General features: G+C 31.8%; 12 protein-coding genes and 1 pseudogene. 4 read left to right on the forward strand and 9 right to left on the reverse strand.

The genetic code is table 11. From position 1 onward, the window contains the following. The 4 genes and pseudogenes from AAGD42_RS02610 to mrdA all read right to left on the reverse strand — a co-directional run bounded on the left by AAGD42_RS02610 (position 1) and on the right by mrdA (position 6,190). On the reverse strand, positions 1 to 2,613 hold the full coding sequence (locus AAGD42_RS02610) for an AsmA-like C-terminal region-containing protein (RefSeq protein WP_341753149.1): 2,613 nt from the start codon (positions 2,611 to 2,613) through the stop codon (positions 1 to 3). Between the two features lie 401 nt (positions 2,614 to 3,014). Beyond that, on the reverse strand, positions 3,015 to 3,848 hold the full coding sequence (locus AAGD42_RS02615; protein WP_341760760.1) for a DMT family transporter: 834 nt from the start codon (positions 3,846 to 3,848) through the stop codon (positions 3,015 to 3,017). Between the two features lie 34 nt (positions 3,849 to 3,882). Beyond that, positions 3,883 to 4,246: pseudogene (locus AAGD42_RS02620) on the reverse strand (transposase). A 162-nt stretch (positions 4,247 to 4,408) separates the two neighbouring features. Beyond that, positions 4,409 to 6,190: a penicillin-binding protein 2 gene (gene mrdA, locus AAGD42_RS02625; RefSeq protein ID WP_341753151.1), complete on the reverse strand. Its 1,782-nt coding sequence runs from the start codon at positions 6,188 to 6,190 to the stop codon at positions 4,409 to 4,411. On the opposite strand from mrdA, the gene AAGD42_RS02630 reads away from it, so the two are divergent. Beyond that, a complete protein-coding gene (locus tag AAGD42_RS02630) occupies positions 6,115 to 6,366 on the forward strand; it encodes a palindromic element RPE2 domain-containing protein (RefSeq protein ID WP_341753152.1) in 252 nt (83 codons plus the stop codon). The genes mrdA and AAGD42_RS02630 overlap by 76 nt on opposite strands. A gap of 81 nt (positions 6,367 to 6,447) precedes the next feature. Here AAGD42_RS02630 and AAGD42_RS02635 read toward each other — a convergent pair whose 3' ends face one another. The 5 genes from AAGD42_RS02635 to dapF all read right to left on the reverse strand — a co-directional run bounded on the left by AAGD42_RS02635 (position 6,448) and on the right by dapF (position 11,322). Next, on the reverse strand, positions 6,448 to 6,969 hold the full coding sequence (locus AAGD42_RS02635) for a hypothetical protein (RefSeq protein WP_094649089.1): 522 nt from the start codon (positions 6,967 to 6,969) through the stop codon (positions 6,448 to 6,450). Continuing rightward, positions 6,966 to 7,922, reverse strand: coding sequence for an NAD(P)H-dependent glycerol-3-phosphate dehydrogenase (locus tag AAGD42_RS02640; RefSeq protein WP_341753153.1), 957 nt, complete (start codon positions 7,920 to 7,922; stop codon positions 6,966 to 6,968). The genes AAGD42_RS02635 and AAGD42_RS02640 overlap by 4 nt, the downstream gene beginning before the upstream one ends. Positions 7,923 to 8,142: 220 nt before the next feature. Beyond that, positions 8,143 to 9,027 (reverse strand): Rpn family recombination-promoting nuclease/putative transposase, encoded by an 885-nt coding sequence (locus tag AAGD42_RS02645; RefSeq protein ID WP_341753154.1) that lies wholly within the window; start codon positions 9,025 to 9,027, stop codon positions 8,143 to 8,145. Between the two features lie 230 nt (positions 9,028 to 9,257). Next, positions 9,258 to 10,520, reverse strand: a complete 1,263-nt coding sequence (mtaB, locus tag AAGD42_RS02650; RefSeq protein WP_341753155.1) for a tRNA (N(6)-L-threonylcarbamoyladenosine(37)-C(2))-methylthiotransferase MtaB — start codon at positions 10,518 to 10,520, stop codon at positions 9,258 to 9,260. Beyond that, positions 10,513 to 11,322 carry a diaminopimelate epimerase gene (gene dapF / locus AAGD42_RS02655; protein WP_341753156.1) on the reverse strand — a complete coding sequence of 270 codons (810 nt, stop codon included), beginning with the start codon at positions 11,320 to 11,322 and terminating at the stop codon, positions 10,513 to 10,515. Before dapF ends, mtaB begins: the two co-directional genes overlap by 8 nt. Positions 11,323 to 11,750: 428 nt before the next feature. Here dapF and AAGD42_RS02660 point away from each other — a divergent pair, with 428 nt between their 5' ends. The 3 genes from AAGD42_RS02660 to AAGD42_RS02670 are packed head-to-tail and all read left to right on the forward strand — an operon-like array spanning position 11,751 to position 14,327. Then, entirely contained in the window at positions 11,751 to 13,013 is a 1,263-nt protein-coding gene (locus AAGD42_RS02660) for a M16 family metallopeptidase (RefSeq protein ID WP_250311293.1), read from the forward strand. After that, positions 13,010 to 13,711: a uroporphyrinogen-III synthase gene (locus AAGD42_RS02665; RefSeq protein WP_341753157.1), complete on the forward strand. Its 702-nt coding sequence runs from the start codon at positions 13,010 to 13,012 to the stop codon at positions 13,709 to 13,711. Before AAGD42_RS02660 ends, AAGD42_RS02665 begins: the two co-directional genes overlap by 4 nt. Beyond that, entirely contained in the window at positions 13,692 to 14,327 is a 636-nt protein-coding gene (locus AAGD42_RS02670) for a hypothetical protein (protein WP_341760761.1), read from the forward strand. The genes AAGD42_RS02665 and AAGD42_RS02670 overlap by 20 nt, the downstream gene beginning before the upstream one ends. The last annotated feature ends 4 nt before the right edge of the window (positions 14,328 to 14,331 follow it).

Here is a 14,331-nt window from a genome sequence, read left to right on the forward strand (position 1 = left end):
TTATTTTGTAATTGTAGATTTTTTTTTGTTCTCTAAAGCCTTTGTTAATTCAGTTTCATCTAACGTTTTTATAGGGTCTAACATAGTACCTGATGTTTTTATTTTAAGATTTACAGGAGTATTTTGATTACTAGAATCGTTTAAATTAAGTTTTAAGTCTGCTATATAGAAAGATAATATTGAAGATAATGTCATGTCCCAATTATATACATTTACAGCTAATGATGCAGACCCACTAGTATATTTCGTATTAAATACTACATCTTTTATTGTAACTATACCATTTTTTAACTGAATGTTGCCACGCAAACTATCCAACTCAGTTTGCCCTTGATACACAGCGTGGGCTAAATCTTCTTTTAAATATTTAAGATTATAATCTTTATTATTAACTTTTTCTATAAATGAATCAATGGAAAAGTTACTGATTTTAGCATTTTTTACGACAAACTCTGATTGAGTGCTAAGCTCATATAACAATTTTTTTAAACTATCACCATTAGTGGCGAGTGTTCCATTGATACTCATCCCCCCATAATTGTTTAGTAACCCTTTCGGAAAGATATTAGATAATTGAGCTAAATCAATAGAATTTAGGGCATAAACAAAGTTAAGAGTATATGGATCTAATAAAATATTACCTTCTGCTGCTAATTTACCAGAAAGTAGATTTGCTTCAAGGTTACTGATTTTAAATAAGGTATTGTTATTTGCTAAAGCAAATTTAATATCTTGTAATACTAGAGCATCCTGCATTATTTTTGATAACATGCCATCTAATTTTAACTCTATTTTTTCTAAATCAAATTCATTTAGTAATTTATTTCGTAGATTAAGTAAAGATTCAGCCGTTAAATAGTTAACATTAAGAGAACCATCATTTATTGTAACTTCTAATTGTGGTTTAATATTATTTGCTAACAAATTGGCACTAAGATTGATGTAATCACTATTGGTTCTTATATCAAGATTACTAATTTCAATATTACCTGGCGAAATATTTGCTAATATATATGCTTTACCAAATGAATTATTTTCCATAAGTATATCATTGATCGTGATATCAAAATTACCTAAATAATCAACTGTCCTAATGGGAATATATTTAGCTAGATATGATTCATCTTTCATATTTTCTGACAAACTTTTGGCAAATTTCACCATTGGAGAAATTATCGGATAATCCTCTCTATTTAAATCTATCGAGGAGAAGTCAAGAATAGCTATAAAATGCGGCATAGAACCAATAAATCTAGCCGTAATATTACCGGTAACTTTAGTGTTTTCAGTTTTCAGCATAAGGTTTTGTAAATATACATCTATTAAAGTTAGTTTTAAATCTGAGGATAAAATAAAAGCTGTAGGCTTTTTACTAACTGCCTGTTGATAACCTAAAGTATTCAATACAGAATTAAGGTCATTATGTTGCAAGTAAATTGTGCCATCAAATATACTTCTTACTGAGTTTTGAGTTACATTACCTACAAATTGAAAATTTCCTCCAGATTTTATTGTACCAGAAAAATCATTAACCACTAATACCCCTTTGTCTAAATTAAGCAAAATTTTAGTATTATTTAATACCTCATCATTATTTAATATTATTTGATCAACTAAAATATTGGTGATAATTGATTTGTTATCAAAGAGAAACCTTAACCCAAAGACTGAATTGCTAAATTGTTTAATATTATTTGATGAGGTAATTAGTGATTTTGTATCTATCTTAGGAAAATGTAATTTTATTATACTAGTGACCTCGTCACTTTTGTTCAAATATATTGAACCGTTACCTGCTAGTGAATTAGAATCTATAATTATATTTTCTAGTTTGAGTAATTGAGGAGTAGACAAAATGTCAAACTTGATATTTATCTTTTCATTCGGGTTAATTTTTCTAAATAAAGAATCTAAATCTGGTATAAGAATATGTAATATATCAGCTAAATGTTGTATTAGATATTCTGCTTTGCCATTTATTAGTTTAGAATCTATATAGGTTTCTAACAGGTGAAAATTATAATCACTATTAGCGATAGTAAGGTCCAGATTTATTTGATTAGCATTTCTTTCAAAGAATCCAGATAATTTTCCCACATACCCCCCATTTCCCTTGAATGAAATTTTACTAGAAATAGGATTGTTTTTAAATAGAGAGCAGTTATTTAAAGTAAGAATAGGTTGGTTATCTTTATTTAGAATAGTCAGATTTTTAACATCAAAATTTATATCTATTATACCATTTGTTATCAATGAACTAACTATCCTATCATGGTTTATAATGTCAAAATCCTGCTCATCTGAATATATTGTGGCATTATTTATGGTTACAGCACTAATTTTTGGTCTAAGAATTAATAATGACCATGGAGCAAAGTAAATTTTTATATTTTCTAATTCTAGCCTTCCATCTTCTTTTATACGATCAATAGTCAAATAAGGTATAGGAAATTTAGTTATTTTTATGTTTTTTAGATTTTGAGGAGAAATTTTTAATTCATTGACAAAACTGTTACTGACAGAATTATAGTCAACAAAGTTTACAGCAACTAATATAGAGCATATTAACAATGAAATTGCAATGATAGTAAATATAATTATTCTTCTTATCATAAAAGATTACCCAATATCCAATATTACTAGGAGGTTGTTGAGAATAGTTCAAAATATAATTAACCTGAATTAGATATAACAAGTTATTGCAAATTCGGCTATATCTATAAATATAACAGATTTTTATGTTCCACTAATAGCTGTTTTCATTATTTTGGCGGTATTGCTCATTTTTTGTGAGTGTTCACAGAAAATAAGTTAAAGTACAAAACATCATTGCGAGAAGGCTTAAGCCAAGAAGTAATCCATTTCTAATCACTTTCCTGGATTGCTTCGTCGACCTTACGGTCTCCTCGCAATGACGCTTGGCGAGGCAGATTTTTTATTCATCATAAGAAAATAACAAAAAAATTCGTGAACGATCACTAAATATGTTCCCAAAACTTTGGTTTGCTTTCTGATCATGATTTTTGTCTCCTGGCTATATATATTCCATTTGAGATTATTATTGCTCCAACAATTGAGAAAATATCTGGTATTTCTTGCCAAATAACTACTGTTAAAATTAAAGAGAACAAAACACTGCTATAAGCTAAAATACTTATTTCAGTAACTAAACCAATTTTTAATCCTTTATTTAATAATATTTGGTGTAAAAGCATCAACAGAGCATTGATTAATAGCATAATCCAATCCTTTGAAGATACTTGTGTTATAGCAAAATTCATTAAAAAAGGTAACATACTAAGAGAAGCTATCCCAAAATAATATACTAGTACTCTATCTGAATTCTCTATTTTCAACAAACTTTTTGTTGATATGGGAGTTAGTGCCATAAATATTCCACTAAATAATCCAAAAATTGCTCCCAAATTTATAATTTCTCTTGATGGTTTTAATACTAATAAGCACCCAATAAAGCCAATTATCGCTAAAAATAATAGTTCTTTGTTAATAGATTTATCAATAAAAATGCCAGTTATTAGTAACACCCAAAGTGGAGAAAGATTTGTAAGTACACTGACATTGAAAAGAGACAAGTAATTTGCTGATAAAAACACACAATACCAATATGCTGTACCTAATAATCCCCTGCTAATTAATACCCAATAATGTTGCGACACTATTAATCTACCACCAGATTTTATAACTTTTGGTAAAAAATAGACAATACAAAGAAAAAATTGGGAAAATACCACTAAAGAAACAGGAATACTGCTATCAAGAGATTTTACTATACTAGCTTTTATTGCCCCAAGTCCAAGTACACTTAAAATATATAATGTTGCTTTCATGGGACTATCCAAAAAACTGTGTAAATTTCCAAAATTAGGTCATTAAATTATTCCAGTTATTATACCAAGATTTGGCAATTTGTGGATATTGTTTATTCCATTTTTCTTCAAACGATACTAACGCCAAATGGGCTTGTTCTTCCGCTACTGCAGTATATATCGGCTTTAAATCAACAGCTAATTGCTTCCTATCTTTATACGATACATAATTGATGTTCAGTTTTTGGATAAACTGCTTCTATCACCTCAGACATACCAGCAAGATTATCACTACAGGCAATCAGTATATCTTTTAGTCCTCTATTCTTCATCTCATTAAAATTACCAAGCCAAAATTTTGCTCCCTCATTTTCACTAAGCCATAATCCCAATATATCTTTTCTACCAGATATAGTCAATTGATGAGAAGTTGGTGATGTCGTCGCTCAATGCTCGCCTATTACTTATAGGCGACTTATCTTCGAGATAGAAAAGTGCTAAGAATGTGAAGGTAGCAGGCTTCGTTTCTCCTAAAAATCCCGAGGGCTTTTTTGACTTATGCAGGAAGTCTAATAATCGAGTTAGCTATATTTATCAAGCACCATAGTCATAATTTTGTTGGCTATAGGAGCCGCTGCCCTACCTCCACCTCCGCCATGATCGACAAAGACCAGAATAGAGTAACGAGGTTGTTGGTAGGGAGCGAATCCGGCAAATATAGCATGGTTACGCCTTTGCCAAACAACTGATTTACTACTTAAATCATCATCTATATTAGCTTTTGCTTGTACTTGTGCCGTACCTGTTTTACCAGCTAATTGATGTCCTTCTGCCAAAATTCTACTATAATAAGCCGTCCCTCCTTCAGTATTAACTGCTTTATACATGCCTTCTTTTAAAATATCTAAGTATTTTTGATTGATGTTAACCTGATCAAATACCGATATATCTTTAGCAATTCTAGGATTATACAATTTCCCATTATTAGCAATTGCCGTTACAAACCTAGCTAACTGGATTGGAGTAGCTGATAAAAATCCCTGCCCTATCGATAAGTTAAGAGTATCACCAATCGTCCATTTAGAGTTAAATTTTTTCATTTTCCATTCTTCTGAAGGAAGGAAACCTGAGGCTTCTCCAGTCAAATCAATACCAGTTTTTGTACCGAAACCAAAATTTCTTGCCATATCTAATATTTTTTTATGACCTGTTAAGCGAGCTATTTCATACATATAAGAGTTACAAGAATGCTTAATGGAATTATACATATCCACTGTGCCATGACCATGACGACTCCAGCACCGGAAGCTATTAGTACCTAATACTGAATCCCCAGTACAATTAACCGTTTTATCTGGTTTAATTCCACTCTCTAAACCAGCTAAAATTGTAATAATTTTGAATATAGACCCAGGTGGATAAGTACTTTGTATGGTTTTATTAATTAACGGCTTATAAGGATCATTAATTAAACTTTGCCAATAATCTTGAGACAATTTTACAAAATTATTAGCTTCAAATACCGGCGACATAGCCAGCACTAAAACATTACCATTATTTGTATCAATAACTATAGCCGAACAGCCTTGTTTAGTTAAATAAGGCTGCACTCTTTGTTGTAACTCTGCATCAATATTTAGATGTAAGTCCTCTCCTTGTTGACTTGGAAGATTGGTAATTTCTCTGACTTGTTTGCCTAAAGCATTTACTTCTATCTGCTTATAACCAAATTTCCCACGTAACTTTTCTTCATAATATTTTTCTACACCAGATTTACCAATATTAAAATCCCCTAAATTATTGATTTCTAGCTCTTGTTTCTCTTGCTCATTAATCTGTCCAGTGTAACCTATTACATGACAAGCCGCTTCTGAAAAATGGTAAAATCTTACATAACCAACATCTACAAAAACAGAAGTTAAATTTAACTTTTGTTCTTCAATGAGTGACATTTGTTGCCAACTAAGATTATCTAATATCAGTAAAGGAACACGTTTATTGGCTTTTTTTATTTTTTGATTAATGTAATTTTGTTTTTCTTCAGTTAGTTGCAAGATATTTGCTACTAGAATTAATTCCTGTTTGTAATTATTAGCCTCATGCATATCCAGTAATAACCTAAAACAAGTTTGGTTGGTAGCTAAAACATTACCGTTAACATCATAAATTTGTCCCCTGAATGGCGGAACTAGAATAAAACTTATACGATTTTTATCAGATAAAGTACGATATTTATCACTTTCAAATAACTGCATATAAAACATTTTTCCAGCCAATAATGAAAATAATGTCAGTTTTCCTGAACCTATCAGAAAAGACCGTCTTGATATTAACTGGTTATGTAATATTTTATTATTTAGCATATTTTTTTGATAGCGATTCCTATTATGTTTTTGTAGTACTAGATATAGTCAATTCAGGAGAATTTGGGGCTAGGAGCGATGGAGCGACGCCTATAAGTAATAGGCGAGCGACGAGTGACAACGTCCCCAACTTCTCATCAATTGACTATACCAAACGTCATTGCGAGACCATGTAATAGTCGAAGCAATCCATTTCTAATACTTTTCTGGATTGCTTTGTCTCTACTAAAGTAGCTCTGAGCCATGACGTTTGAGGGTTAAACTTCCTCTCCTTGACGTTTGGGGAACAATGCCTTATCAAGAGGAATTCGTAGCAAATTATAGGAAAATATCGTAGTAAGATAGTGCATTAACATCGTAAGATACCCTTGGGAAGATAGACCTTTAGTTAAAATTAGCAAATATCTAAAATGTAATATAAAAAAATAATATAACCCAAAAATCAAGAAATTTGTCAAATAACTTCTAACTATAAAGAATTTTCCAGCAAATTGTAAAATTATGTGAGCAGTTACAAGAACCAAGGAATTTGTACCAATTGGCATAGAATATAATTGGTCAAAAATTATTCCTACTAAAAATATTAGCCAAAAACCAATATGATAAAATGTAGCAAAATAGTAAAGTAAACTAACTTCAAAAGCTGGAAAAATAACAGTTTCTGTGTTAATTCTAAAATTTTCTAGCGGAAAAATTACTAATAACAAACAACATTCTAATAATATTATTTTACTAACTATTTGTGATAATGTTTGCGGTAATTTGCTAAAGAATTTCATATTATCTTCAGTTCTTTAATTACTGATTCAATAATAGGCAGTACTAGGTTATACTTTCTTATGAGATCCAGTACCAGTCTAGCAGATTCTATCCCTTCCACTAAGTATAAATTTTGATTTAAAAAATTTTCAACATCTAAATGCTTACCAAGCTCATAACCAAATCTAGTATTTCGTGATTCCTTAGAATAACAAGTTAGCACCAAATCCCCTAATATACCCGGAGCACACAAAATAGAAGCATCTCCAAGCTCTCCATCAATAGCCTCAGATAAAATTCTTATTTCTTGAATCGCTTGAGTTATAAGTCCGGCTTTTGCATTTTGTCCGTAACCTTTTGCATCATACCAACCACTCTTTATTGCTATAATATTCTTAACAGCCGACGCCACTTGCATCACTACCATATAGTCAGTTATGGTCACCTTAAACTGTTGAGATGCCAAACTAATTGCTAGTCGTCTGGCAAGATTAACATCTAAAGAAGCAATGGTTACTGAAGTTAATAAATCTTGAGCAACCTCTTTAGCTAGGTTAGGTCCAGCTATAAAGGCTAAAGGATTAGCTGGTAATATGGCTTTTACTTTATCAGATAATAACTCCGTAGGGTCTCTGCCAAATCCTTTAGTTGCAACTAATAACGCTACGCTTTCAGATATCCCAGCATCTTTTAATATCTTCAAAGTTTCTTGGAAAACAAAAGATGGTACCGCAATAATTATTACTTCTTTGTCTAGTAAAGCTGATAAATTATCACAAGGAACTAGATTAGTTGGTAATGTAATATCAGAACCAAGATATTTGCTATTAGTTCGATTATTTAATATTTCCTGGATAATACTATTCTCACGTACCAATATCGACACATCATCATAGCACCTTGCCACTTGACAGGCTAGTGCAGTTCCCCAGCTACCGCCACCATAGACAGCAATGCTTTTAAATTTTTTCATAGCAATTATTTATATAGTGAATTAACTTAAATTGACAACGTTATAAATCCGATTAGTATTTAGCCTTAGCGTCATTGCACATAGGTGTCAACCTAAGGAAATAGTAGTTGAAAAGACGTCTATTAGCGAGTCCTAGTTAGGTGGCGTGGCAATTGTAAGAATACTTATATTTATTCTAATTCTTCAATTTGCTCTTTAGTTAACCCAGTAGATTGAGATATTATCTCAATCGATATTCCAGCTTTCTGAAGATTTCTTGCCACTTCGAAATTTCTTCTAGCTTTGCCTCTAGCTTCGCCTCTAGCTTCTCGCCTAGCTGGATACCTCTAGCTTCACCTTCCTCAATATATTTTTGTGCAACAGTTCTCATAATGTTCCCTTTTTCTTCTTCTGACAAATACTTAGCTAGTAGCTCTTCTAATTCTGATTGTCTTGCCTCAGGTAATTTTATGTCAGTGTACCATAAAAACGATCTTAAGTAAATATAACCATTCTCTTTATCAATTAATATCTCTAATTTAAACCTTTGTAGAAATTCTTCCCAAAGCTTTATCATATCCCGCTCATGTATATGCTTGAGCATATATTCTAACATCCCAACATGCTTCTTCTTCATTATTTCATCATCAGACATGCTTTGTAAATCGACCAATTGATAATCTTCTGTCATCACTTTCTTGGCTATAACTGCATCGGTAAACAAGCTCCATAAATTCCTAGGAGCAGTATACACTTCCCTCCCATTATAAATTACTAAATTATATACTAATGGTAATTTCTTTCTTCCTTTTTTATGCCTTTCACATAATAACAATGTGTATTTCCATAATCGCAGAGCTGTCCAATAATCAACGCCCGACTGAGCCTCAATCAACACATAAACAAAAGCCTTACCCTGATTCTCGGTAGCAACTCCATACACTATATCACTATATTTCTTGTTTAAAGATTCTTCTATGTAACTTTCTTTTTCTACTGTTATTTTTGATAAATCTACTAAACTCTTAAAATCATTAGGCAAATAATATTCCAGAAATTCTTGTGCTGCCACAGGATCAGCCATTATTGTTTTAACTAATGAATCATGCTTTAACTTTTTTGTCATAAAAGAATATTAAATTGATAAAACTACATATATCTCTATCAGATTTTGACTTATGCTAGGCTCTGTGAACAAAATTTTAATTGTTTAGATTTTGAGTATTTTTAAGCGAAAATTAATAAGATTTTTGCCGGAATAGTTAGTTCTATTTCAAAAAAATCTTATAATTTGCAGCTAAAAAGAGTCGAAATCTAAACAATTAAAATTTTGTTCACAGAGCCTAGGTAAGTCTACTATACCAAAATTTCTGAAATCATATAATTATCCTCTATAGCAACTAACCGAGATTTAATAATTTGCCCAACGTCAAAATTACCTTGCAACTTTACCGGAATAAAATTTTCTGTATGAGCTATGTTATTTTGCTCTACAAGTAATTCCACTTCATGCCCTATATTCCTTTGGAAAAATTGTTGTAATTGTTGCTCCCCTGTTACCCTTAAAATTTCTGCTCTAGCTTTTCTAACAGATTTTGCTACTTGCGGCATTCTGGCAGCTGGAGTTTCATCACGCTCAGAATACGGGAAAACATGTAAATATTGCAAATCCGCCTCAGAGATAAGTTTTCTTGTATTCTCAAACATTACCTCATTTTCCGTCGGGAAACCAGCTATAATGTCTGCCCCGAATGATACATTTGTTCTTAAGTTACGCAATTTATGACAAAAATCAATAACATTTTGACGATTATGGCGACGTTTCATACGCTTAAGTATCATGTCATCACCAGCTTGTAAACTAATATGAAAATGCGGCATAATTTGTGGAGCATAAGCCATCAAATCAAACAAATCATCATCGATTTCAGCTACATCAATAGAAGATAATCTAAGTCTTTTTAGTTCCGGAACCAACCCTATAATCCTTCTAATCATCTGGGCAAAAGTTGGAGTTCCTGGTAAATCTGATCCATATGCCGTAACGTCAACTCCGGTAAATACTACTTCATTATACCCATTAGCTACTAATGTCCTTAACTGCTGTACTATCACTCCCATTGGGACTGAGCGACTATTGCCTCTAGCATAAGGTATAATGCAGAAGGTACAACGATGATTACAACCATTCTGCACTTGAATAAAAGCCCGAGATTTGCCATCAAAGCTAGCCACCAGATGATTAGCAGTTTCCGTAACAGACATTATATCATTTACTGCTACTTTTTCTTCAGTAAATTGATAATTGCTAGCAATCAATTTTTCCTCATTACCAAGTACTTTGTCGACCTCAACCATATTAGCAAAAATATCTGGGTTATTCTGAGCAGCACAGCCAGTAACAATAATTCTTGCATTATGGTTATTTTTCTTAGCTTTACGAATTGCTTGACGTGATTGTTTTTCAGCTTCCTTAGTGACAGCACAAGTATTAAATACCATGACATTTTCTAAACCAGAAAGAGCTAAGTTAGTTCTAATCACTTCACTTTCATAAATATTTAATCGGCAGCCAAAAGTTACAACCTCTTGAGTTACGACTTCTTGTGGTTTAGCCATAAAAAAACTCTCCACGTACCACTAAAGCAGTAGACCCAAGCATCATGATATTCTCCCCTTGTTTTGACATTTGTAGACTACCTAATTGAAAGACTACTTCACAAGGAGAGCTAACAAAGCCAAGCTTTACTGCTGAAGCAAAGCTAGCACATGCCCCACTACCACAAGCAAGAGTTAAGCCAACTCCTCTTTCCCAAACCGATAAATAAATTTTATTATCCTTGATTGAAGCAAAATTAACGTTAACCCCATCAGTAAACAACTCTTTTGCTTGTAATTTCTCTCCAATTATTTCTTTATCTTTAGTAGCTAAATCACTAAAAATAATAAAATGTGGATTGCCAATATCAGCACAAATAACTTCCTTGATATCAATCATATAACGCTCCATAATTGGCCAAATCTTTTCGGCTGAAGGCATCCAATCTTCCTCAAAACTAACTACCCCAGTATTCACCTCGATCTCGTTGTCACTTAATATCTTACAAGACAATTCTTTTCCGTATATTTTTAAAGTAACTTCTGTTATACCGAAATCAAGATGTAACAACTTGGTGAGACATCTTGAAGCATTCCCACATAATTTGGCACTTGAGCCATTTTGGTTATATACAGCCATTTCATAGTAATTAGTTTTTTGATCGTAAATAATAAACTGATCACAACCAATACCAGTACGACGATTGGAGATATTTAGCGATAATTGCTGTAAATCACAATTTATAGGTAAATCACGCTGATTGATAATCACAAAATCATTACCTAATCCATGCATTTTAGCGAAATTGATTTTTTTAAACACGAGAATATCTTTAGATTATACAAAAGTCTATTATACTAAATATATATAAAAATATGTAGTAAATAAATAGACCTCTTGCATAAGTATTGGTAAATGGTTATATTTTTTGTCTGTACTTGATTAGTATTACTGTCATTGCAAGGAGACATAGGTCGACGAAGCAATCCACCTTCTGGCGTCATTGCGAGCGAACGTACGTGAGCGTGGCAATCCATGAAGTGATTAGATTAGAAATGGATTGCTTCGTCGCCACCAAAGTGGCTCCTCGCAATGACGGTTGGGGTGCATATGCGTCATTGCGAGACCATGTAATGGTCGAAGCAATCCATTTTACAACACCTTTCTGGATTGCTTCGTTGGCTCATGCATCCTCGCAATGACAACGTAATACTAAGCTATACTCTTTAAACTAATAAATAAGTGATAAAATGACCTTTAACTCAAGCAAACTTAACAATGGACTAACTGTTGTTACTTACCATATGCCTAATATAAAATCCGTAGCTATTAATCTCATTGTTAATGTAGGTAGCCGCTATGAACAATATTCAGAAATAGGGATATCTCATTTTCTTGAACATATGGCATTTAAAGGAACAACAACTAGAACCGCTAAGCAAATTGCCGAAGAATTTGACTCTATAGGAGGGCAGTTTAATGCTTATACCGGTCATGAACAGACTGTTTATTACTCAAAAATATTGAGTGAGAATTGTTATACTGCTCTAGAAATATTGGCAGATATCTTGCAAAATTCAGTTTTTTCAGAAGAAGAAATAGCCAAAGAATATCAGGTGATTTTACAAGAAATTGCTTGTGTACAGGATAATCCCGATGAGCTTATTCACGAAAAATTTTACAGTAGTGCTTATGAAAATCAAGCACTTGGTCGGTCAATTTTGGGAACTTATGACAGTTTAGCAAAATTTGATAAGGAACATTTTAGCAATTATATTGATAAACATTATAATGCCGGAAATATTTACTTATCAGTGGCAGGAAATGTTGAGCATCAACAAATTGTAGAATTTGCTGAAAAATTATTTTGTTCATTAAAAGATAAACCAAATAATCATTTTGAGAAAGCTAGATACACTGGGGGGCATAGTGTTATTACCAAAGAACTTGAGCAAACTACCTTAGTTCTGGGGTTCGAAAGTGTACCCTATTTTAACATACAGCAATTATATCATACTCAAGCTCTGTCACTAATACTTGGTAACGGTATGTCATCAAGATTATTTCAACAAATCAGAGAAAAGCTTGGACTTGCCTACTCAATTGGTAGCTATAATAGCTCACACTATGATAGTGGGATTTTTGGCATATACGTTTCCACTAGTCATGATAAACTACCATTTCTTGCAGAACAATTAGTCAATGAAATTAACAATATTTCTGTAGAGATCAAAGATTCAGAAATTGATCGGGCTAAAATACAATTAAAAACTAGTATCCATATATCCCAAGAAGATTCATCTTATAAGTCAGAAGAAATTGGTAAGAATTTTGCTGTTTTTGGCAAATATTTACCTATTGAGGACACTATTGAATATATTATGAATATAACAAACCGAGATATCATAAATATTGCTAACAAAATATTTGCTAGCAAACCTACTTTATCTATTATTGGGCCTAATCCACTTGCCATAGATTATCAAAAATTATCCAATGATCTGGCTCTATGAAATCGGTGCTATTAACTAGAAGCTTAGAAGATAATTACGACATTATTCAAGAGTTGCAGCGTAATCATCAATGTAGCTTTAACTATATATGTTGTCCTTTAGTGGAATATCAAACTTTGCCATTAGATGGTACCCTTTTATATGATTATCCTAATGTCATTATCACTAGTAAATTTGCTGCTAAAATCCTAGCCAGACATCAAAATATCGAAAAGAAGAATATGTGGATAGTCGGTAATTCATCAAAATTAATTCTAGAACAAAATAATTTTATAGTGCAATATGTTGCTAGCAATGTACAAGAGCTGCTAGAAAACATTCCACCAGAAATATATCACCAAACCGTATATTTGTCGTCAAATGAAATCACCCAAGATTTACCTCAAGCGATTAAAAGACACATTATTTATCAGGTAAAATATGCAACTAAGCTGCAGCACATAGCAGAAATTGAAAAGGGCATCAATTTTATTCTACTATATTCACAGAACTGCACTAAGACTTTTATTGAATTATTAATAAAAAATAATTTGCTAGAATCCTTAGCCAATAGTTTAGTTATTACTATAAGTAAAAAAGTAGCAAATATTATTAGCTCTTTTACTAAAAATGTGGTTTATTGTGATAATGGACAACCTCAGCAAATGTTAGAATTATTAATTTATAATGCCCAAAATAATGCAAAAATCAGAAACTAATATAATAAAAGTCCGTAGAAACAACCCTATTATTTTTACAATTATTTTGGTTGTATTATTTGCCATATCGATAACTTATATGACTTTTTTAAATAATAAAAAGACGGATTCTAAGTTATCTAATAACGTAACAATACAAGAAATCCCCCCATCTTCAGATACTACCAATTTAGAGGAGAATGCACCTCAGGAAGATAATGATAATTCTTCTGTGAGTACCCCCCACCAACCAGAACAATCTAAAGCCCCTTCCAATGTTTACAGTAATTATTTACTTAGCATCAATCTTCTGGTAAAGAATTTTCTGCAAGATAAAGATTATACAGAGCAACTTTATCAAATTGAAACTATGGAGTTACCTGCAAAAATAAAAAATATTTTGATAGATATGCACTATTATAATAAAAATTATTTACTTGATAATAATTTAGGTTTAGTAAGGATCTTTCCAAAAACCGATTGCTGGATCAAGCAATTTATCAAAATTGAAAAAAAATCTAGTAGCCTCAAAGATAAAGAAAAGCTGAAATTAAAAATAATAGGAAACCTAGATTATTTTATTAATTTCTTTTATTCAGAAGAACTACAACAAGAAAATTACAACAAGAATTCGTAGAGTA

This window comes from Candidatus Tisiphia endosymbiont of Dioctria linearis (assembly GCF_964026545.1).
In the GTDB taxonomy this organism is placed as follows: Bacteria; Pseudomonadota; Alphaproteobacteria; order Rickettsiales; family Rickettsiaceae; genus Tisiphia.